This window comes from Mucilaginibacter endophyticus (assembly GCF_003351025.1).
Lineage (GTDB): Bacteria > Bacteroidota > Bacteroidia > Sphingobacteriales > Sphingobacteriaceae > Mucilaginibacter > Mucilaginibacter endophyticus.
In genome coordinates this window covers 1,255,159-1,274,959 of the sequence record NZ_QPCG01000001.1, presented here as the reverse complement: position 1 = coordinate 1,274,959, position 19,801 = coordinate 1,255,159, and the positions used below count along the sequence as shown (strand labels likewise).

22 protein-coding genes are annotated in these 19,801 nt (G+C 42.4%); 12 read left to right on the top strand and 10 right to left on the bottom strand.

Features of this window, described 5'->3' with window-relative positions; all coding sequences use genetic code 11:
- The first annotated feature begins 150 nt into the window (after nucleotides 1-150).
- Together DUL71_RS05150 and DUL71_RS05145 are read left to right on the top strand one after the other, a co-directional pair.
- A complete protein-coding gene (locus DUL71_RS05150) occupies nucleotides 151-1,149 on the top strand; it encodes a beta-ketoacyl-ACP synthase III (protein WP_114937035.1) in 999 nt (332 codons plus the stop codon).
- A gap of 80 nt (nucleotides 1,150-1,229) precedes the next feature.
- Nucleotides 1,230-1,613 carry an acyl-CoA thioesterase gene (locus DUL71_RS05145; RefSeq protein ID WP_112573822.1) on the top strand — a complete coding sequence of 128 codons (384 nt, stop codon included), beginning with the start codon at nucleotides 1,230-1,232 and terminating at the stop codon, nucleotides 1,611-1,613.
- A 49-nt stretch (nucleotides 1,614-1,662) separates the two neighbouring features.
- Here DUL71_RS05145 and DUL71_RS05140 read toward each other — a convergent pair whose 3' ends face one another.
- The 5 genes from DUL71_RS05140 to DUL71_RS05120 form a co-directional block, all read right to left on the bottom strand.
- Entirely contained in the window at nucleotides 1,663-2,523 is an 861-nt protein-coding gene (locus tag DUL71_RS05140; protein WP_114937485.1) for a YitT family protein, read from the bottom strand.
- Nucleotides 2,524-2,598: 75 nt separating this feature from the next.
- Nucleotides 2,599-3,855, bottom strand: coding sequence for an aspartate kinase (locus tag DUL71_RS05135; protein ID WP_114937034.1), 1,257 nt, complete (start codon nucleotides 3,853-3,855; stop codon nucleotides 2,599-2,601).
- Entirely contained in the window at nucleotides 3,856-4,653 is a 798-nt protein-coding gene (locus DUL71_RS05130; RefSeq protein ID WP_114937033.1) for a DUF3298 and DUF4163 domain-containing protein, read from the bottom strand.
- Between the two features lie 11 nt (nucleotides 4,654-4,664).
- Nucleotides 4,665-5,180, bottom strand: coding sequence for a GNAT family N-acetyltransferase (locus DUL71_RS05125; RefSeq protein ID WP_114937484.1), 516 nt, complete (start codon nucleotides 5,178-5,180; stop codon nucleotides 4,665-4,667).
- Nucleotides 5,181-5,690: 510 nt separating this feature from the next.
- Entirely contained in the window at nucleotides 5,691-6,380 is a 690-nt protein-coding gene (locus DUL71_RS05120) for a YggS family pyridoxal phosphate-dependent enzyme (protein ID WP_114937032.1), read from the bottom strand.
- A gap of 43 nt (nucleotides 6,381-6,423) precedes the next feature.
- On the opposite strand from DUL71_RS05120, the gene DUL71_RS05115 reads away from it, so the two are divergent.
- The 4 genes from DUL71_RS05115 (at nucleotide 6,424) to DUL71_RS05100 (ending at nucleotide 11,240) form a co-directional block, all read left to right on the top strand.
- Nucleotides 6,424-6,999, top strand: a complete 576-nt coding sequence (locus DUL71_RS05115; RefSeq protein ID WP_114937031.1) for a DUF4296 domain-containing protein — start codon at nucleotides 6,424-6,426, stop codon at nucleotides 6,997-6,999.
- Between the two features lie 4 nt (nucleotides 7,000-7,003).
- Nucleotides 7,004-9,367 (top strand): endonuclease MutS2, encoded by a 2,364-nt coding sequence (locus tag DUL71_RS05110; RefSeq protein WP_114937030.1) that lies wholly within the window; start codon nucleotides 7,004-7,006, stop codon nucleotides 9,365-9,367.
- Between the two features lie 330 nt (nucleotides 9,368-9,697).
- The gene (locus DUL71_RS05105; protein ID WP_208645480.1) at nucleotides 9,698-10,060 is read left to right on the top strand and encodes a VOC family protein; all 363 of its coding nucleotides are present in this window, start codon (nucleotides 9,698-9,700) and stop codon (nucleotides 10,058-10,060) included.
- 94 nt (nucleotides 10,061-10,154) lie between these two features.
- Nucleotides 10,155-11,240, top strand: coding sequence for an SGNH/GDSL hydrolase family protein (locus DUL71_RS05100; RefSeq protein ID WP_114937483.1), 1,086 nt, complete (start codon nucleotides 10,155-10,157; stop codon nucleotides 11,238-11,240).
- 154 nt (nucleotides 11,241-11,394) lie between these two features.
- Here the strand turns inward: DUL71_RS05100 and DUL71_RS05095 are convergent, their stop codons facing one another.
- The gene (locus DUL71_RS05095) at nucleotides 11,395-11,952 is read right to left on the bottom strand and encodes a hypothetical protein (RefSeq protein ID WP_114937029.1); all 558 of its coding nucleotides are present in this window, start codon (nucleotides 11,950-11,952) and stop codon (nucleotides 11,395-11,397) included.
- 251 nt (nucleotides 11,953-12,203) lie between these two features.
- On the opposite strand from DUL71_RS05095, the gene DUL71_RS05090 reads away from it, so the two are divergent.
- The 3 genes from DUL71_RS05090 (at nucleotide 12,204) to DUL71_RS05080 (ending at nucleotide 14,240) form a co-directional block, all read left to right on the top strand.
- Nucleotides 12,204-12,902: a CoA transferase subunit A gene (locus DUL71_RS05090; protein ID WP_114937028.1), complete on the top strand. Its 699-nt coding sequence runs from the start codon at nucleotides 12,204-12,206 to the stop codon at nucleotides 12,900-12,902.
- A gap of 120 nt (nucleotides 12,903-13,022) precedes the next feature.
- Nucleotides 13,023-13,679, top strand: a complete 657-nt coding sequence (locus DUL71_RS05085; RefSeq protein ID WP_114937482.1) for a 3-oxoacid CoA-transferase subunit B — start codon at nucleotides 13,023-13,025, stop codon at nucleotides 13,677-13,679.
- A gap of 228 nt (nucleotides 13,680-13,907) precedes the next feature.
- Nucleotides 13,908-14,240: a superinfection immunity protein gene (locus tag DUL71_RS05080; protein WP_208645479.1), complete on the top strand. Its 333-nt coding sequence runs from the start codon at nucleotides 13,908-13,910 to the stop codon at nucleotides 14,238-14,240.
- On the opposite strand, the gene DUL71_RS05075 is transcribed toward DUL71_RS05080, so the two are convergent.
- From DUL71_RS05075 to DUL71_RS05065, 3 genes are read right to left on the bottom strand one after another with little or no spacing between them, the layout of a single operon-like run.
- A complete protein-coding gene (locus DUL71_RS05075) occupies nucleotides 14,237-14,869 on the bottom strand; it encodes a uridine kinase family protein (RefSeq protein ID WP_112573834.1) in 633 nt (210 codons plus the stop codon). The genes DUL71_RS05080 and DUL71_RS05075 overlap by 4 nt on opposite strands.
- Nucleotides 14,862-15,878 (bottom strand): LysM peptidoglycan-binding domain-containing protein, encoded by a 1,017-nt coding sequence (locus tag DUL71_RS05070; protein WP_114937026.1) that lies wholly within the window; start codon nucleotides 15,876-15,878, stop codon nucleotides 14,862-14,864. The genes DUL71_RS05075 and DUL71_RS05070 overlap by 8 nt, the downstream gene beginning before the upstream one ends.
- A 22-nt stretch (nucleotides 15,879-15,900) precedes the next feature.
- Entirely contained in the window at nucleotides 15,901-16,665 is a 765-nt protein-coding gene (locus DUL71_RS05065; RefSeq protein ID WP_161964375.1) for a DUF4905 domain-containing protein, read from the bottom strand.
- A 95-nt stretch (nucleotides 16,666-16,760) separates the two neighbouring features.
- Here DUL71_RS05065 and DUL71_RS05060 point away from each other — a divergent pair, with 95 nt between their 5' ends.
- Nucleotides 16,761-17,240 carry a Dps family protein gene (locus tag DUL71_RS05060; protein ID WP_114937481.1) on the top strand — a complete coding sequence of 160 codons (480 nt, stop codon included), beginning with the start codon at nucleotides 16,761-16,763 and terminating at the stop codon, nucleotides 17,238-17,240.
- A gap of 387 nt (nucleotides 17,241-17,627) precedes the next feature.
- On the opposite strand, the gene DUL71_RS05050 is transcribed toward DUL71_RS05060, so the two are convergent.
- Nucleotides 17,628-17,978, bottom strand: a complete 351-nt coding sequence (locus DUL71_RS05050) for a hypothetical protein (protein WP_208645478.1) — start codon at nucleotides 17,976-17,978, stop codon at nucleotides 17,628-17,630.
- 199 nt (nucleotides 17,979-18,177) lie between these two features.
- On the opposite strand from DUL71_RS05050, the gene DUL71_RS05045 reads away from it, so the two are divergent.
- Together DUL71_RS05045 and DUL71_RS05040 are read left to right on the top strand one after the other, a co-directional pair.
- A complete protein-coding gene (locus DUL71_RS05045; protein WP_114937024.1) occupies nucleotides 18,178-19,161 on the top strand; it encodes a hypothetical protein in 984 nt (327 codons plus the stop codon).
- A gap of 275 nt (nucleotides 19,162-19,436) precedes the next feature.
- Nucleotides 19,437-19,628 carry a hypothetical protein gene (locus tag DUL71_RS05040; protein ID WP_114937023.1) on the top strand — a complete coding sequence of 64 codons (192 nt, stop codon included), beginning with the start codon at nucleotides 19,437-19,439 and terminating at the stop codon, nucleotides 19,626-19,628.
- Nucleotides 19,629-19,801 lie beyond the last annotated feature (173 nt).

Genomic DNA, 19,801 nt, shown 5'->3' with positions numbered 1-19,801 from the left:
GATGTGTCGTTTAGAAGCCTTTTTGTGTCGACAAATGGTAATTTATTGCAGCGTCCGGAAACGCAATTATATAATCATACAGTTGCATGACACCATTAAACCGCCAAATTTCCCTATCTTTGCATGTTTTTTTGAGAATATATAATATTTATGGCATTAAAAAGTAGCGCGGTTATTACCGGTGTAGGCGGCTATGTTCCTGACAACATTTTAACTAATAGCGATTTAGAAAAAATGGTTGACACCAACAGCGATTGGATAGTTTCGCGTACAGGGATAAAGGAAAGAAGGATTCTTGCCGACCGGACACTTGCTACTTCAGACATGGCGGCCTTTGCGGTAAAAAATTTACTTGAAAATGCCAAAGTTGATCCTTCTGAAATTGAGTGCGTAATTGTAGCTACTTCTACCCCTGATTACCTGCTGATTTCTACAGCCAGTATTGTTTGCGACAAATGCGGATTAAACAATGCCTGGGCATCTGACGTTAATGCGGCCTGCAGTGGTTTCCTTTATGCATTTACCCTTGGTTCAAGCCTGGTTGAAAGCAACCGCTATAAAAAAGTAATAGTTATCGGCGCCGATCAAAACAGTGCCATCGTTAACTATGCCGACCGTAATACCTGTATCCTTTTTGGTGATGGCGCGGGAGCCGTGTTGCTTGAAGCCTCAACCGAAGATATTGGTGTCATAGACAGCGTGTTTAAAACTGACGGCCACGGACGCGAACATTTATATGTTCCTGGCGGTGGTTCAATGAACCCGGCATCAGAAGAAACCATCGACGGCAAACTACATTATATCCGTCAGGACGGCCGCGTGGTTTTCAAAGCAGCCATTAAAGGTATGACTGAAAGCTGTACCTCCATCTTGCAGCGCAACAACCTCACCATTGATGACATTAACTGGCTGATCCCTCACCAGGCTAACTACCGCATTATCCATGCCGTAGGCGATGCATTGGGTTTACCGGAAAGCCGCGTTAAGATCAATATCGACCGCTACGGTAACACTACAGCCGCTACCATCCCGTTGGCATTGTGGGATTACAAAGCCGATTTCAAAGAGAACGATAACGTGATCCTGACTGCATTTGGTGCAGGCTTTTCATGGGGAGCCACTTATTTAAAGTGGGGCAAACTAAGATAATACCCGTTTATAACACAATCTGAAAATACAAAGGCTTTCCTTTACCACAGGAAAGCCTTATTTATTAATATACTATGAGTATGACAACCGAAGAACGAATTAAGGAGGCGGAATCAAGAATATTTAAAACGGTATTTCCAAGTGATACCAATCATTACGATACACTTTTCGGCGGTTCGGCGATGGCCATGATGGATGAAGTTGCCTTTATTACAGCCACCCGTTTTACGCGTAAAAGAATGGTTACTGTGTCATCAGACCGGATAGACTTTAAGCGCCCTATCCCGGCAGGCACCATTATTGAACTGGTTGGCAACATTTCACACATAGGCAATACCAGCCTTAAAGTTTCGGTTGAAATTTTTATTGAAGAAATGTACTCCTTCGTCCGCGAAAAGGCCATCACCGGCACATTCACCTTTGTGGCCATTGATGAGCATAAACATCCAATAAACGTTTTATAAGTCTAACGCTGAAAGCTTTCGGCTTTAAGCCTTAAGCTTTTAGCTGCTTTTAGTGTAGTTTCTTGCGCTTCAATAAGCCACCCGTAGTGTCATCAATACTTTGTTGGACTATGAACGCTTTGGGATCAATGCGAAGAATGGTTTGTTTTAGTGATGGAATCTCCAAACGAGTTGCTACTGTGAAAACGATATCGCGGGGATCATTAACATGACCATCCTTACCGTAGCCGCTTTTACCCTGATAAATAGTAACACCACGGCCAAGTGTAACGGTGATTGCCCTGCGGATAGCATCACTCTTAGTGGAGATCACGGTAATACCTGAATATTGTTCGATACCATTCAGCAGGAAGTCGATCATTTTAGCGGCAGCCATGTAGGTTAATATCGAATACATGGCAGGTTCTACCCCCAGTACCGACGCGGCAATCCCAAATATCAAAACGTTGAGCAACAGGATAAAGTCGCTCACTTTAAGGATCTGCGTTTTTTTACTAACCAATACTGCCGCAATTTCGGTACCGTCAAGCACTGCTCCTCCGCGCATGGCCAATCCGCTGCCCATGCCTATAAATACCCCACCAAACACAGCGGTAAGTAACTTATCGTGGGTAACATCAGGAAACTTAACTACAGCGAGGCATAAGGAAAGTAATGCTATAGCTATAGTACTTTTTATAGCAAACCAAAGCCCGAGCTTCCGGTAGCCAAGCCACAGAAACGGGACATTGATAACAAAGATCAATATAGATATGGGCAAAAATGTAATATCTGATATCAGCATGGATACGCCGGTAGCACCACCGTCAATAAAATGGCTTGATAACAAAAAGCCTTTTAGTCCGAATGCTGCCGATAATATCCCGATACCAATATTAGCCGAATCTCTGATGATGTTGATTACCTTCATGCCCAAATATACTTTTTTGAGGCTAAAGGCAGGCATTTAAATGCAACCTAATGGCAATAAAACGACTCACCGGAATTACCTCACCACCACCTGTATCGTATTCCTGCTGATCTGCTCCAGTAAAACTGTTTTGCCTTCGGTTAATTCTTTAATGGCATTTACACCATCATGGCGTACAGTAATAAGTGTTAAGCCATTATTATACTTCACCTTAAAATCCTGTTTAAGACCATTTAATAGCTTTTCAAAGCGTTCCTCATTCAGGTCGAAGCAAACAGAAAAACTTAGTGCCGAAGTTTGCATCACATTCACCTTGATGTTGTTTTGCGCAAACAAACGAAACACGTCGCTCAGGTGATCTTCGGTTATAAATGAATAATCCTTACCCGATACCGATAGCAGCACCTGGTTTTGTTTCAGGATGATCACCGGTTTGGTAAACTGGTTATGCCCGTCTTCTTTAATTACGGTACCTGGGGCCGATGGATCGGTAAATGGCTTTACCAATAGCGGGATCTTAGCGTTCTGTAATGGTTTGATGGTTTTTGGGTGGATAACACTCGCCCCGTAATAAGTCATTTCGATGGCTTCTGTATAAGACAGCTCTTCAAACTTAACGGTATCGGCAAAATATCGCGGATCGGCGTTCAGTATGCCAGGAACATCTTTCCATGCAGTTACCGATTCGGCACCCAAACAGGCAGCAAATATAGAAGCGGTATAATCTGAACCTTCACGGCCAAGCGTGGTTGTGAAATTTTCAGAAGTGCCGCCCAGGAAACCCTGAGTTACAACGATACTCTTTTCGAGCAAGCCAGGAAGATCTTTGCCGATGCTTGCTTTGGTTTTATCCCACTCAACAATGCCTTCACGGTAAGTATTATCGGTATGTACATACCCACGTACATCAAGCCATTTGCTTTTCAGCCCGGCCTGGTTTAAATAGGCGTCAACTATCCGGGTTGATACTAATTCGCCAATAGATACGATCTGATCATATACAAAATCGTAGCTGTCGTGTGGTTCATCTTCAATAGCCCAGTCAATCTCTACAAAAGTATTAGCTACTTCATCGAATACGGGGTGTCCGGCCTCAAACAATCCGCTCAGGATATTATAATGATATTCCTTGATCTCGTTAAAGATATCATGCATATCATCAGCCTGATCCATATAGGCCTTAGTAAGCTTTTCGAGCGCGTTGGTAGTTTTGCCCATAGCCGATACCACGATGAGCAATTGTTGATCTGTATATTGTTTTACAACATTAGCAAGGTTGGTAACCCCCGCGGCATCCTTAACCGATGCCCCTCCGAATTTAAAAACAAGCATTTATTTGATGAATTGACTTACAACCGAACCCGGCTGTATTAATGATTTGATCTGTGTGTAAGGAATAAACAATTCGGTGATACCGGCCGCATAAGGCTTTATCTCGTACTGGTTATACAAGAACTTAATACCAAGAGGGGTGATGGAAAAATTTTCATTCAGCGCGAATTTATCATCTTTGAAAAAATAGTTATCCTTCAGTGATGCGATGTCGCTTAGCTTTTCATTCTTCCTGAAAATCTTTTCGGCAATGGCGGTTAATTTATCATGATATCCGTTGATAAAAACATTATCAAGTTTCAGGTTTTTGCCGGCTTTAGTATCCCAGTTAATAAATCCGGTAAATGAGCCGCCATGCGCGCCGCCCTGATAGCTATAACCACTCACTTGAAGTGCAGCGAGACTCGAATCCTGATGGATAACTTTAACCGAATCATCCAATGTAAAAAACATACCGGTACGCGGGTCTGTCTTTTTGAAATCATCATATGCCTTCAGGAAGTTTTTGGTCATCAACTCGAGGCTGCTGTCGGCTTTGCCATCCATAGCAAACATCACGGTTAGTTTGTTCACTATGGTATCATTCAAGGCTTTGGCGCTATCAAAAACCGGATAGTTGATTTTCACTACCGTGCAGGCGCTATCTGCTTTAGTGCCGCAATCCGCAGCCCGTGCTTTTATTACTTTATAAACATAGTGCAGTGTATCAAGCGGTTTTTCGGAAGTTTTTTTAGGTACTCCCCATTGGCATGATGACAGCCCAAGGGCAATAAAAAACAACAGGCACAGGTTTTTCATAGGTATAGTTTTTAGTAGTTTAATAGCTGCTCTTTTGACAGAGACGCATTTAACCAGCCAGCCTCAATATTCGCGCCGTATTTGTTGTAGAAGTTAATAGCCGGCTCATTCCAGTCGAGCACCTGCCAAACCATTCCGCTGAAACCTCTCTCTTTGGCCTCCTGTATCAACCTGTCGAAAAGCATTTTACCAATCTTTTTACCGCGCATATCTTCGGTCACAATCAAGTCTTCCAGGTACATGCGACTACCTTTCCAGGTAGAGTAGCGGACATAGTATACAGCAAAGCCAACAACAATGCCATCAACTTCGGCAACAAAGGCCTTCCAAACAGGGTTAGGGCCAAAGCCAGCTTCTTCAAAGTGCTGTAAGGTAACGGTAACCTCTTCGGGTGCTTTTTCATAGAGGGCCAGTTCATGAACCAGCTCCATCAAACGCGGGCAATCTGCCTGAATAGCTTCTCTTATTGTTACTTCCCCTGCTCCCTGAAGGGGCTGACTTTCAATTTTATTTTCTGTATTGCTCATTTTTATTGTTTCGCAGTTACCCAAAAACCATGTCATTGCGAGGAGGAACGACGAAGCAATCGCATGCTATACAGAGCGGCCATGCCCCCGTGCGATTGCCGCGCTACGCTCGCAATGACATCTTTAATTGATTACTCTCCCATGTCACTCGCCGTTGTTGGTGCGGCCACCAACAACTTTCTATCTATTTTAACAGGTGTTCAACTTTTTTAGGTGTAAACACATAAGGCCATTCTCCCCAAAAAATCTAATTGATAATCAGCTGTTTAATTTTAACACTTATTATCCATCCAAACAAAATGAACACATAATAACTGACAATCAACCACTTAATTTTTCACAGTTCTAAAAGTTGAACACCCGTTTTTAAAAAATTGAACACTTAAATTCCGTTCCAAAAAACATATTGCTGGTAACAACACCAACAACCGGACAGAACGAATTATTTGAATTATATTTTTATTCTGTCAATTCTTCAATTTCATAAATTCCGGTTCAGACAAATCCCGGTTAATTATTCTTCCAATGCTTGATCACCCGGCCGCCAAATATAGTGCTGCCTAACCTTACCATATTACTCCCCTGCTCAATGGCCAGTTTATAATCTGACGACATACCCATCGACAGGATATCAAAGCTTTCCTCTTTCCGGAAGTAGCTCAGTTTTATACCTTCAAAAAAAGTATTCAATTCGTAATACTCTTCTTTGATCTGTTTTTCGTTATCGGTATTGGTGGCAATGCCCATCAATCCGCGGATCCGGATATTTTTCAGTGTGGTAAACTCTTCTGAACGAAGTAGTTCAATAGCCTCGTCAAAACCCAGTCCATATTTGGTTTCTTCGTCGGCAATATAGATCTGCAGCAGGCAATCAATCACCCTTCCGGCTTTTTCAGCATGCTTGTTGATCTCCTGCAAAAGCTTCAGGCTATCAACCGACTGGATCATACTTACAAAAGGCGCGATATATTTTACCTTATTGGTTTGCAGGTGACCAATCAAATGCCACTCAATATCCTTAGGAAGCTGATCGTACTTTTCAACCATCTCCTGCACCAAATTTTCTCCAAACAACCGCTGACCAGCATCATAAGCTTCCTGTATATCGGTTACCGGTTTTGTTTTTGATACCGCCAATAATATTACCTTATCTGCTTCCGTTTCCTTTTTTAAGCTTTTGATGTTATCTGCAATGCTCATTTATCCGTAAATTTGCTTAATTAATCAGCCGCTAAATTACTGAATGCATAAATATATAACCTTGTTTTTTTCTGCAGCACTTTTTTTATGTGCCTGCAATGGCAAAAGTGTTCCCGGCGATGTGCTTAAACCGGCAGCAATGGCCGAAGTTTTGACCGAGATGCACATTATTGATGGCACCCTGTACAATGCCACGCAAGTGCCGGATAGTTTGTACAAATACGGTGCGGGTAAATACGTTGCCATGTTTCAACGCCTGCATACGGATACCGCTCATTTCAATAAAAGCATGCGGTATTACGCCACGCAGCCCGATAAGCTACTTGCCATTTATGACCAGGTGGATATCAAAATTAAAAACAAAACCGATTCGCTTAACAAAGTGCAGCTTGAACAAAGCAAAGCCGCTCACAGGGCCGATTCGTTAAAAAACTTAAATATTAAAACTAAAACCGATTCGGCAAGGAAGCCGGTCCCTCATGAAAACCCGGCAGCCCGCAGAGCCGATTCATTAGAAAATTTAAAAACTAAATCCAAAACCGATCCGGCTAAAAAACTTGACCTTCGCAAAAGAAAGGCAAAACACATAGCCGATTCGTTAAGAAATTTAAAGTCATAACCTGATGCTTTACCCCCAAAACAGTGTAGATAAGCTGGGTTTTACCGAAATAAAAGAACTGATAAAAGCACATTGCCTGAGCGAAATGGGTCAACAAATGGTTGACAAGATCCAGGTGATGAGCAATTATGACCAGATACATAAATTCCTGAGCCAGGCAAATGAGTTTAAGAATATCCTGGTTAATGATGAGGCCCTGCCTATTCAGCATTTTTTCGATATAAAATCCCTTGCCAATAAAGCCCGCATAGAGGGCGTTTTTTTAACCGAGGAAGAATTTTACCAGGTACAGGCCTCACTCACCACAGTATTTGCTGTAATAGCTTACTTTAATGAGCGCGAAGGTCTTTATCCTAACCTCGAGGCCCTTTTTGAACACCTGCCTATTGAAAAGGCCATCCTTAAAAAGATTGACGCGGTGATTGACCAGAAAGGCAAAATCAGACCAAATGCATCGCGCGAGCTGATGGAAATAACCACAGGCATTGCCAAAGCAGAGCAGGAAGCCCGCAAAAAAATTGATATGGTATTTAAAAATGCTACATCAAACGGCTGGGCTGCCGATGGTTCGTTAACCGTGCGCGATGGACGTCTGGTGATCCCCCTGCTGGCAGAAAATAAACGAAAGCTGAAAGGCTTTGTTCATGATGAGTCAGCTTCAGGTCAAACTGTTTACATTGAGCCTGAAGAAGTATTTGTACTCAACAACCGTATCCGCGACCTGGAATTTGAGCGTCGCCGCGAGATTGTAAAGATCCTAACCGCTTTAACCAACGAATTAAGGCCTTACGTACCTTTACTACTCTCCTATCATAGTTTGTTAACCAAGCTTGATTTTGTACGCGCAAAAGCCTTGTTTGCCATTGACGTTGAAGCTGAAATGCCACAGGTTGTAAATGAAGCCAGGGTAAAACTATATAATGCCCGCCACCCGCTTTTGTTCCTGAACTTTAAGGCCGAGAAAAAAACGGTGGTTCCGCTTAATATGCAGATAGACGAAGGTACCCGTATCATCGTGGTATCTGGCCCTAACGCCGGCGGTAAATCTGTTTGTATGAAAACCGTTGGCTTACTGCAAATGATGGTACAGGCCGGTTTGCTGATCCCTGCCGATGAAGCGAGCGTTGTAGGTGTATTCAAACAGCTTTTTGTGGATATCGGTGATGACCAGTCGATTGAAAGCGATTTGAGTACATACAGTGCCCACCTGTCCAAAATGAAAAACTTTGTGGAGCAGGCCAATGGCAAAACCCTGATCCTGATAGATGAGTTTGGTACCGGTACAGATCCGCAATTTGGCGGCCCCATTGCTGAGGCAGTTCTTGAAGCGCTTAACCAAAAAAAGGTTAAGGGTATGGTAACTACCCACTACTCTAATCTTAAAATATTTGCCAGCAATACCGAAGGGATCGAAAACGCGTCGATGCTGTTCAACAACGTTGAGATGAGGCCGCTTTATCAATTGGAAATTGGTAAACCCGGTAGTTCGTACGCCTTTGAAATAGCTCAAAAAATAGGTTTGCCGGCCAATGTGCTTAACCTCGCTAAAAACAAAATAAGCGAAGGACAAAAAAAGGTTGATACCTTACTGGTTGACCTGGAACGTGAAAAACGATCCATTTTTGAAACTAAACAAAAACTGGATAAACAACAGCGTAAGGTAAATGAGTTGCTTGCCGAAAATGAGAAACTGAAAAGCTATCTCGAAGAAAATAAGCGCACACTCATTAAAGAAGCTAAGGATCAGGCCAAGAATATTATCCTGAACGCCAACAAGCTGGTTGAAAACACCATTTCTGAAATTAAAAGCAGCAATGCCGATAAGGAAAAAACCAGGCAGCTACGTGAAAACCTCAACGTTGAGCTTAAAAAGAATACGGTTAAAGTTGAAGCTCCTAAACCTGCCGCCCCTGCCGATGAGGAGTTAAAACCGGGCGACTGGGTAAAACTTACCGATTCGGAAACTACAGGCCAGGTGATTGAGATCATTAAGGAGAATGTAGTGATTGCCATTGGCGACCTGCGTACCGTAGCTAAAAAGAAGCGCGTGGTTAAAGTTTCCAAATCATCGGTACCTAAGGAGATCAGGCGGAGTTTCAGCGCTCAAACTAATGATATGGCCAGTTTTAGTCCGGAGATTGACGTGCGTGGTCAACGTACCGAAGATGCGCTGCATGCTATTGAAAAACTGTTCGACCGGGCGCTGATGATGGGCTTTAACAATCTCAAGATCATTCATGGCAAAGGCGATGGCATTTTGCGTAAAATGATCAGGCAGTACCTCAAAAAATACGAGCAGGTTGACCGCATGGAAGATGAACACGCAGACCGTGGCGGGGATGGAATAACTTATGTATATTTGAAGTAACCAAAACGTTAAAATAAACACATCACAATAGGTAACTTGTCATCCTGAGTAAAGAAATGGGGACATTTGAAGATTGAATGAGATCAGGTGTGGAGGGACTGTCATCCTGAGCTTGTCGAAGGACGCGCGCAGAGGCCCTACCCACCATGCTTCGACAGGCTCAGCATGACACCCGTTTTTAATTTAGTCATCCTCAGTGATAGAGAAGAAGATGCTTCGTTCCTCAGCATGACATTCTTTTTTTGTTATGGAGGGAACGGAAAGAAGTAGCAGATCTTTATTTGTTTTGAACTGGCTTTACATTGATTAAACCTTAACTTATTTCAATATATGTCTTTAAAATCTATTGCTCCTATGTTATATACCCGGCAGGTACGGGAAACTGTCGACTTTTATGTTACTAACCTCGGCTTTACCTGTATCGGATACGATGAAGATTGGGGATGGGCTACCGTAAGCCGCGATGATATCGAAATCATGTTTGCTTTACCGGTTGATAACGCGTCATTCACTGTGCCTAAGTTTACAGGCTCATTTTATATCCGTACCGATAAGGTTGACCTGTTATGGAGCGAACTTAAAGACAGGGCGGTAATTTGCTATCCTATTGAGGATTTTAATTACGGTATGCGCGAGTTTGGCGTTTTTGACTACAACGGCTACCTGCTGCAATTCGGGATGCCGATTGAATAATACTTTCTTAACAAATATTTGGCGGATAGATCAATGGTCTATCCGCTTTTTGTTTAAGTTTCCTATTTTTAAGGCAGGCAAAACCCTATTAAAAATGCGCAAACTATATTTCCTTATACTTTTCATTGCTTTTACAGGCACTATAAATACCTGCGCTGCTCAAAGCATTATACTTAAAAGCAAAGATCAACGCATCCGTTATACCGGGCGCATCAACCAAACCGACGAGGCTGCCGAACTTTACTGGACAGGCTCGTCCCTCAAGATCAATTTCAACGGAACCGGCGCGTCGGCCCTGATGCAGGACGAACGTGGTGAAAATTATTATACCATCATTGTTGATGATAAGGTGATTAACACCATACACCTTGATAATACGAAACAGGCCTATACGCTGGCCGAAAACCTGCCGGCCGGCAAGCACACCCTCGAATTATTTAAACGCACTGAATGGGACAAAGGCAAAACCCTTTTTTACCAGTTCATTTTAGCCAAAGAGGCGACAGCCCTCCCGCCACCGGAGGCAAAAAAACGTAAGATCGAGTTTTTCGGCAATTCCATCACCTGTGGGTATGCCGATGAAGACACTACCGGGCAAGACCGCGGCAGTGCACCTTACGAAAACGGATACCTGAGCTATGCCGCGTTAACCGCCCGCCACTTTGATGCGCAGTATGTTTGCACCTCTAAAAGCGGTATCGGCATTACGGTAAGCTGGTTTCCGCTCATCATGCCGGAGATGTATAACCGCCTGGATCCAACAGACCCAACAAGCATCTGGGATTTCAAAAAGTACACACCTGATGTTGTGGTGATTAACCTGTTTCAGAATGACTCATGGATTGTAAACCAGCCCAACAACCCACAATTTAAAGAGCGTTTTGGCACCAAAGCGCCAGAGCCTGACCAGATCATAAAAGCTTATAAAGATTTTGTAAAAAACATCCGGAAGGCTTATCCCAAAGCGCAGATCATTTGCGCGTTAGGCAGTATGGATGCAACCAAAGCAGGTTCGCCCTGGCCCGGCTATATTGAAAAGGCCGTTGCCGCTTTAAACGACAAGCAGATCTACACCCATTTTATCCCGTACAAAAACACACCTGGTCACCCAAGCCTTAAAGAGCAACAAGCCATGGCCGATGATCTGATTGCTTTTATGGAGAAGACGGTTAAGTGGTGATTAAGGCTTTTTTAAAATCACAAACGTAGAGAGAAATAAAACATGTCATTGCGAGCGAAGCGTGGCAATCGCACGGAAGCACGACCGCTCTGTATAGCATGCGATTGCTTCGTCGTTCCTTCTCGCAATGACATGGATTTATTAAGAGATATTATTACTCCCCTACCTTCTGCTGATCAGGCACTTCGTTAGGGCCGGGGATATTTGTTTGCTGTTTCTTTTCGCTATAACCGTCGTCATCGGCAGTCCCTTCCTGGTATGGCTGTTGTGGGTTGGGCTTTTTATCATCGGTTTCAGTTTCGCCAGTATCCTCGTCTGACCTGCCGTTTTGCGAAGCACTGATCACATCGCTGTAATTGGCATTCCCTGCCTGGTTAGGATCTTTAAAATTGCTGTTTTCCGGGTGTTCTTCGGCGGGCTGAGTGCGGTTAAAGTACTCGTGGTTATTACCAGCCATTTGCGATGGATTATCTTTATCATTTCCTGCCGGGGTAATGTTGTTCTGACCGAAATTTTGCCCGCCCATACCTTTACCCTCCATGCCTTCATCGTCCGGGCTTTTCATTTCCGAACTACCAAACAGGTAGCTCCTTTTCAGGTCTTTTTCTTCCTCGTTATGATCATCCTCCACACGGTATGCGTTAGGTTTGTTCTCTTCCTGTTCGGGGCGATTAAGCTCATCGCTGCTCAACTCTTCATCTCTTAATTCCATAGGTTTTGATATTTGATGTATTAATTATTAATAAAATAATTTTCTAATTGTTTTATTAAACCTATAAATCAATCTGCTTATGTCATTACGAGCGATAGCGCGGCAACCGCACAGAAGCATAGCCGCTCGCTCTGTATAGCATGCGATTGCTTCGTCGCACCTCCTCGCAATGACGAAACTTTATTTACGTTATCTGTTTACAGCTATCTGTAAAGCATATTTAGTACATTTACGATAACCAATTATAATATATGAATAAAGTAGTTAGTGGTGCCGATGAGGCTATCCGCGACATTACCGACGGCATGACCCTTATGCTGGGCGGCTTCGGTTTATGCGGATTACCCGAAAATTGTATTGCGGCGCTGGTAAAAAAAGGGGTTAAACATCTAACCTGCATCTCCAACAATGCCGGGGTTGATGACTTTGGTATCGGCCTGATGCTGAAACAACGCCAGGTAAAAAAAATGATCTCATCGTACGTAGGTGAAAACGCCGAATTTGAACGCCAGCTGTTAAGCGGTGAACTGGAGGTTGAGCTGATACCACAAGGTACGCTGGCTACACGCTGTATGGCTGCCGGCTATGGTATGCCAGCCATATTTACTCCTGCAGGTATTGGTACCGAAGTGGCTGAAGGCAAGGAAGTACGCAATTTTAACGGTAAGGATTATTTAATGGAGATGGCCTTTGATGCCGATTTCGCCATTGTAAAAGCCTGGAAGGGCGATACCATGGGGAACCTGGTATATCGTTCTACCGCCCGCAATTTTAATCCTGTAATGGCCATGGCCGGTAAAATAACCATTGCCGAAGTAGAAGAACTGGTACAACCCGGCGAGCTTGATCCTGATCATATTCATACACCCGGTATCTATGTACACAGGATTTTTAAAGGTGTGGATTATGAGAAACGGATTGAACATGTAACGGTGAGGAACAAACAATAAAGAATATGTCATTGCGAGCGTAGCGTGGCAATCTCGTAGCCAATGCATGTCCGATCTGTATAGCTACGAGATTGCTTCGTCGTTCCTCCTCGCAATGACATGGTTTAAATGAAAAAACTTATGCTTGACAAACAAGGCATCGCAAAGCGAATAGCGAAGGAAATAAAAGATGGTTACTATGTTAACCTCGGCATTGGCATACCTACGCTGGTAGCCAATTACATACCTGATACCATGGATGTAGTATTGCAATCAGAGAATGGCTTACTGGGTATGGGACCCTTTCCTTTTGAGGGCGAGGAAGATCCGGATACTATCAACGCGGGCAAGCAGACCATCACCATGCTGCCTGGTTCAGCTATATTTGATTCGGCCATGAGCTTTGGGATGATCAGGGCTAAAAAAGTTAACCTCACCATTCTTGGTGCTATGGAGGTATCCGAAAACGGCGACATCGCTAACTGGAAAATTCCCGGCAAAATGGTTAAAGGTATGGGTGGCGCTATGGATCTGGTGGCATCCGCAGAGAATATTATTGTGGCCATGCAACAGGTAAACAAGGCAGGCGAATCAAAGCTTCTGCCCCAATGCAGTTTACCGCTCACTGGTGTTCACTGCGTTAAAAAAATAGTGACCGAATTGGGTGTATTTGATGTATTGCCCGAAGGCGGTTTCAGGCTTATGGAGCGAGCGCCGGGAGTAAGTGTTGAAGAAATTAAACAGGCCACAGCCGGTAAACTTATTGTTGAGGGGGATGTACCGGAGATAATGGTTTAAATAAGCCCGAAATTACTAACCTTATTGTCATTTCGAACGAACGAGCGGGAGAGCCTTCGTGCGATTGCAGTGAGGAGAAATCTTATACGTCATGTTAATGAACAGGCAATGTTTAAACACCTTGCGTATAAGATCTCTCCTCATGACAGCCCTCAATCCCCTGCCCATTCGTTCGAAATGACAATAGTTTTGCAATATGAGAAACACTATCTTTAAAACATGGATTTCATGTTTGGAATAGTAGGGATGATTGGCATGGCCATAGCCGGACTGCTATATTTTATACCAGCCATTATAGCCCGCGAAAAGGCCGACTTTAAATTAATTTTCCTGCTTAACCTGTTTCTTGGCTGGACCATCATCGGCTGGATTTGCGCGCTTGTATGGGCGTTTGAAAAAGAAAAAGCGCCTTTAGATTATTATAAACCGGGCTATCCGGGTTATACAACCGAAAACGCGCTTAAACTTCGGGCCCTGCAAAACCAATTTGATGCAGGGGTTATCACCAAAACAGATTATGACAATGCCCTCAAAAATATCTTAGGCAATAATCCGCATTAAAAAAGCTTCTTCCTTAAATCGGCCGAGATCTCTTCGGTAATTACCATAATATCCTCTGCAACGTGAGTATTATTGGTGATCACACGGTCGCACTCATCTTTGTAGGGCAGCAGGTATTCTTTATAAGCCGGTACAACGTGGTTGATCCATTTATACATCACATCATCATGCGAATAGCCACGCTCTATCAAATCGCGTTTAAGACGACGCTGCAGCGCTACATCTTCATCAGCATCGATAAAAACCTTCAGATCAAGCAACTCGGCAATATCTTTAAAATGCAGAATGAACAAACCTTCCACTATCAAAATAGGTGCCGGCTTGATCTCTATCATTTTAGGGATAGCATCGGGGTTATTAAAAGTATATTCCTGCTTCAGGATAGCTTCCTTATTTAAAAGCTTGCTGATATCCTGCTGAAAATGTTCGTGATCAATAGTTGAAGGAAGATCAAAGTTATACTCTTTGTTTTCTTCCTTCGTCATGTTATGTGCTACCGGGATGTAATAATCATCCTGCGATACGAGGCTCACCTCGTCGGCAGTAAAATGTTCTAAAAAGCACTTTAAGAAAAAGGTTTTGCCTGAGCCGCTTCCGCCGGCAATTCCAATAATATAAGGTTTATTCATTCGGGCTACCGTAGCTGATATTTACCTGAAAACGTTTGTCTAAAGCACCTAAAGCGTCGGCAGTGTTTTTGGTCATGATGATCAAAACATTTTTGTTTGTTTCGTTATCGGTAAAACGGCCAACAACCTTTGCAAAGGTGGTATGATTGTTCATAGGGTTTGTAATTTTAATGATGGTGCCAATTGGCGCTGTACGGTGCAGTACCAGTTCCTTTTTAGGATCTAAGCCGGCATCATCCATCCAGGTGGCTACACCTTTTTCAATTTTTTCGTACAGGCCAAAACGGTTGGCTTTGCCATGGTCGCCGCCTGTAGTATCCTGTTGTGCTACAACGGTAGTCGAGTCGCGTTGCATTACCGGCTCTTTAGTTTCCTGAGGAGGTAAACCGGTGCGCACGTTAATAACCTGGTTGGGGGCTACAGAATCAGAACTTAGTTTATTAAGTGCTTTAATATCATCTACAGAAGTATTAAAACGTTTAGCGATAGAATATAACGTCTCTCCTGCTGATACTTTGTATTGCTGCACATTAAGCATACTTACTTTTTTAACAGTATCAGCAACTGCCTGCTGCGTTTTGGCTACTGCAGTTTGTGCTACAGGTGCAGGTGAGCTTACCTGTTGCTGAACCTGCGGTTTATTTTGCTGAACCGGAGTTTGTGTAACAGGCTTATTTTGCTGTTGCACCGGCGGCGGAGTAGCTGTCGCTACCTGTTTTGCGGGTTGGGCAGCAGGCGCGGACTCGCCAGAAAAAGGCAACTCGGTAGGAACTTTTATTGTACCGCCGATTTTAAGCGGCGCATTATTGTTGAATTGTATAATGGCTTTAGGGCTAACGTTGTAACGGCGACCTATTGAGTAGTAGTTATCTTTTGGATCGAGCTTGTGAACAATTACCTTTTTGCCGTTAAGGTTTTCAACACCAACTGAGTCGGCAAGCGGGTTAGCAAAAAGTGATATGGAGAATGTAAGTAAAGGAGTGACCAATAATAAAATCTTAAATTTCATGATAATTTATAAATACAGTAAATTACAATTTCAACACTATTAAGCCCGATCTGTTTTTTAAATAGATAAGCTGATTATTATGTAGTACAAACGCCTCGGGTTGCATTTTTTGTATAGCGTTGTGTAACAAATCATGATACAAAAGGGTACCCTCCTCGTTATATACAAACAAGTGCTGTTCAAGATGCTCCTGCAAAAGCGTGTGCAAAGATACAATTCTGAAACTATTGTAGCTGATATAATGAATCGCATTTGCATGTACGCTAAGCGGTAAATATAAATTATTTACTTCCGCTGCGGGCAACAGTTGGGGGCTGACGATCTGATTATCCCGAGGTTGATCAATAACCGGTTCATACCCTCTTAAAGCAGCCCCCGTTTTTACATCAATTAACAATAATTTCCGCGGTTGTAACTGGGCATTATAAACCACAGGGCCATGGACAGACAGATGATCAAAGGCTAAAGTAAAATTACTCCACAATTCTTTGCCCGATACAGCTTCAATAGCGGTAATACCTTTATGCACCGGCCCTGTTGCCGACTGGTAATTATGCAGTAGTAAAACACCATCATAGGCGGCTTCAATACCGGTAAGCCAGCGCTCGGGCGTGGTAAAACCTTCAAAATAAACATCGCCGTTTTGCAAGCCAAGGGCCGAAAAACTAACCTGTTTATTGGCATGATCCCTTATTTCGAGGAACAGCGTTTGGCTGATCTCGTCAATTTCCATACGCCAAACCGGGGCCTGGTAAGTTTTGCTGATGAAGGGTAAAAGCGAAGTCATAAAGTTGCAAATATGCTCATTAAAATCAAAACTGTTTACCTTTGCCAAACATTGCCGGCAGCGGCATGTTACACTTAAAAACATCACTATTATTTATGGACGCAAAAGAAATAAGCCTTGAAGAAGTTAAAGTAAAACCGGTAGTTGACCACCTGAACGATCTGTTGGCAAACTATCATATCCATTACCAAAAACTGCGCGGCTGCCACTGGAACGTTAAGGGCACAAGCTTTTTTACCCTCCACCTGAAATTTGAAGAACTGTATACCGCGGCATTGGTCACCATAGACGAGCTTGCCGAAAGGATCCTGAGCCTTGGCAAACCTCCTATCAGTACTTTTAAAGATTATATCGAAACATCAAGCATCAAAGAGATCCAGACTATTGGCTTGAAAGATACCCTGATGGTTAAAGCTATTATTGATGACCTGGCCTCATTAATTAAAATGGAACGCGAAATACTGAATATCACCGCAGAAGCTGGTGACGACGGCACTAATGATATGATTAACCGTTTCATGCAGTTTAACGAGAAAAATACCTGGATGCTGCGTTCATTCGTAAACGAAGACTAATCCCGAATAATCCTACTGTAAAAAAGCCGTAGTTCAGTAAAATGAGCTGCGGCTTTTTTTAAATTGACTTTACACCAATTTGCATATTTAATATATTTGCACTGTACAAACTACCACTGTTTTGGTGGCGAAGTTGTTCTGTTATTTTCCTATGGTGTAATGGTATCACGTCAGATTCTGGCTCTGAAGATTGAGGTTCGAGCCCTTGTAGGAAAACTAAAAACTCAAGCCCTTAGCAGCGATGCTAAGGGCTTTTTTTATGCATTTAAAGCCAATTTGAAGACTTTAAGAAGAAAAAACCAATGGGCATATCATTTAAGGTTATTAAGTTTTGTAGCTTTTTTGACGAACTTATCGAAAATGTTTTACCATTGTTTTACCTTTATGTCATCGCGACGGTGAAAGACGTTCACGGGATGCGTCGCGGGCCGAATAGGAGAATGTGGTTAAACCGCCTACTTCGTATTTACCCGGTGGATAGGTTACGGCCTGCCCGGTACTGTAAACAAATGTACCTGAAAGCGACCAGCGCTTGGTCAGCTGATAGATCTCCACTACCGAAAGATCATTCCGGCGGTCTTGTGGTGCTGCAAAATAATTACCATTGTTTATCGCGGCAAACTTATCCTCCGTTTTAGAAAGCGTATAGCCATCCATCCATTGAATTTGCCGTATTTCTTTTTCAGGAACAGTTCCAGACTGAAACCTCTGGATAGATTCAGGATATTTCTGGATCAATTCGTTACACCTGTGTCGGGCTGTATGGTTGATCGTTTGCTTTAAGTGTGGTAACTCAAAGTTATCCTTATTTGCTCACTCGCTATTCCCTTTTCATGGCCCCTCAACTTAAGTTAATAAAATAATAATTAATTATTATTTTATTAACAGTTAAATAAATGCTTTTTTGTTATATTTGTTGCATATCTAAACAATTATCATGAAAAAAAATCTGTTTATTAATTTAGCACTTATTGCTATCGCTACAACAATCTTTTCTTGCAAAAAGGAAATTCACCCAAATGTGCAAGATGAAGATAAAATCTCTGCTGCGCCTGTTACAAGTAAAAACGGCAGGCTGGTATTTAAAAACAGCAACGCTTTTAAAGAAACCGTAAGCACATTGATTAATAAAGACTCGAATTACTTAACAAAATGGGAAAGTGATTTTAATTTTATCTCATTAAGAAGCGATTCATCAGCATCACGAATTTACGACAGCTTCGACTTTCCCACATTCTATGGGGCTATTTTAAACAATAAAGGCGAGTATATGATAGCCGACACGATTGTTTATTTTAATAATGGTTACAAATATTTGGTTCCCAATAATGATGAAGCATTGTTAAATAAAATTAAAAAAGACCCCTCAATTGCAACGTTAAAATTCAAAGCAGGGGTTGTGCCGATAAGCACTTCATCTGTTGTTAAATCTGGTTCTCTTTCTACAGAAAGCACATCGCTTCCCGGAGGCGGAACTGATGCACGTTATCAATATCAATTTTTAAGAAACGGAGATCCTAACAGCCAACGTAAATTTGTATTTGAAATTTTCAATTATGTTGAAGCTGCCGGCCAAACTTCGATATGCTATGTACGCACACGTATAAAACAAGAATATTTAGGTGGTAACAAACCTGGGAACTGGTTACCTACCTCTTCGGAGACTTATGAAAAAAAGATAACCGGCATGAATTTTCAGGTTGCTTTTTTCAATACCGGTAACGGAACTTTAAGCTACGTAAATGGTTCAAACATTAATTTGTCAGAAACAGATATCACCAAGCTTGACTATACTTTATGTACTTTTCAAGCCTCTCGACCAAATATAACGGTTACCTTAACAGGCAATTACTACGCAAAAGTATTGCCACCGTGGAATGTTGATGGTAAAAGTACTTACACAGCCAACGTATCCTGGTAATATATGATCTGAAAATGTCAAAAAAACCTTTAGTCGAAAAGACTGAAGGTTTTTTTGCTTCTGGTCGGTATTGTTACCGCACTATATCAAACTTTACGATAAAAAAAAGCCCCAGGTTTATGAGAAGCTATTACTACAGGGCACTCGGATCGGGCCAGCAACGCTTTAACGAAGCCCGAGGGCACATCGATTGCTGAAGATCCAAAAACCATAGCACCAGTGATGATAACATCCGCATAACGGTTTTCCGCAATCATTCTGTCTTTGAATTTATCATGGTAAGATTAGTAATAGATATTCCTGATGGCAAAAGCATTTTGGTTAAACAAATACTCAAGGAGCTTGGAGTGACTATACAACAAGAATTAAAGACGGAATCATCTGTCTACAAAAACAAACTATCTCAAGTTTCCACATGGAGCGAAGAAGGTTTAGAAATCTACTCTTTCCCTAATCGCTCTGAATAAACCCCTCCTATTATTAACATTAAAGTGGAAGTTTTATTAGATATAGCTGGAAAAAGCCATAACATATGCTTATCTATTCCGATTCCATTTAAGCCTTCGTATGCGCTTCCAATCGGTGAGCAGTAATCCGAGTAAAAAATCAAGAATGGCAATCATAAATTTAGATTTGATAA

Excerpts from the sequence above, each read along its gene's own strand:
- DUL71_RS05150 (WP_114937035.1), top strand. The coding sequence starts at position 151 with ATGGCATTAAAAAGTAGCGCGGTTATTACCGGTGTAGGCGGCTATGTT.
- DUL71_RS05145 (WP_112573822.1), top strand. The coding sequence starts at position 1,230 with ATGACAACCGAAGAACGAATTAAGGAGGCGGAATCAAGAATATTTAAA.
- DUL71_RS05140 (WP_114937485.1), bottom strand. The coding sequence starts at position 2,523 with ATGAAGGTAATCAACATCATCAGAGATTCGGCTAATATTGGTATCGGG.
- DUL71_RS05135 (WP_114937034.1), bottom strand. The coding sequence starts at position 3,855 with ATGCTTGTTTTTAAATTCGGAGGGGCATCGGTTAAGGATGCCGCGGGG.
- DUL71_RS05130 (WP_114937033.1), bottom strand. The coding sequence starts at position 4,653 with ATGAAAAACCTGTGCCTGTTGTTTTTTATTGCCCTTGGGCTGTCATCA.
- DUL71_RS05125 (WP_114937484.1), bottom strand. The coding sequence starts at position 5,180 with ATGAGCAATACAGAAAATAAAATTGAAAGTCAGCCCCTTCAGGGAGCA.
- DUL71_RS05120 (WP_114937032.1), bottom strand. The coding sequence starts at position 6,380 with ATGAGCATTGCAGATAACATCAAAAGCTTAAAAAAGGAAACGGAAGCA.
- DUL71_RS05115 (WP_114937031.1), top strand. The coding sequence starts at position 6,424 with ATGCATAAATATATAACCTTGTTTTTTTCTGCAGCACTTTTTTTATGT.
- DUL71_RS05110 (WP_114937030.1), top strand. The coding sequence starts at position 7,004 with ATGCTTTACCCCCAAAACAGTGTAGATAAGCTGGGTTTTACCGAAATA.
- DUL71_RS05105 (WP_208645480.1), top strand. The coding sequence starts at position 9,698 with ATGTCTTTAAAATCTATTGCTCCTATGTTATATACCCGGCAGGTACGG.
- DUL71_RS05100 (WP_114937483.1), top strand. The coding sequence starts at position 10,155 with ATGCGCAAACTATATTTCCTTATACTTTTCATTGCTTTTACAGGCACT.
- DUL71_RS05095 (WP_114937029.1), bottom strand. The coding sequence starts at position 11,952 with ATGGAATTAAGAGATGAAGAGTTGAGCAGCGATGAGCTTAATCGCCCC.
- DUL71_RS05090 (WP_114937028.1), top strand. The coding sequence starts at position 12,204 with ATGAATAAAGTAGTTAGTGGTGCCGATGAGGCTATCCGCGACATTACC.
- DUL71_RS05085 (WP_114937482.1), top strand. The coding sequence starts at position 13,023 with ATGCTTGACAAACAAGGCATCGCAAAGCGAATAGCGAAGGAAATAAAA.
- DUL71_RS05080 (WP_208645479.1), top strand. The coding sequence starts at position 13,908 with ATGTTTGGAATAGTAGGGATGATTGGCATGGCCATAGCCGGACTGCTA.
- DUL71_RS05075 (WP_112573834.1), bottom strand. The coding sequence starts at position 14,869 with ATGAATAAACCTTATATTATTGGAATTGCCGGCGGAAGCGGCTCAGGC.
- DUL71_RS05070 (WP_114937026.1), bottom strand. The coding sequence starts at position 15,878 with ATGAAATTTAAGATTTTATTATTGGTCACTCCTTTACTTACATTCTCC.
- DUL71_RS05065 (WP_161964375.1), bottom strand. The coding sequence starts at position 16,665 with ATGACTTCGCTTTTACCCTTCATCAGCAAAACTTACCAGGCCCCGGTT.
- DUL71_RS05060 (WP_114937481.1), top strand. The coding sequence starts at position 16,761 with ATGGACGCAAAAGAAATAAGCCTTGAAGAAGTTAAAGTAAAACCGGTA.
- DUL71_RS05045 (WP_114937024.1), top strand. The coding sequence starts at position 18,178 with ATGAAAAAAAATCTGTTTATTAATTTAGCACTTATTGCTATCGCTACA.
- DUL71_RS05040 (WP_114937023.1), top strand. The coding sequence starts at position 19,437 with ATGGTAAGATTAGTAATAGATATTCCTGATGGCAAAAGCATTTTGGTT.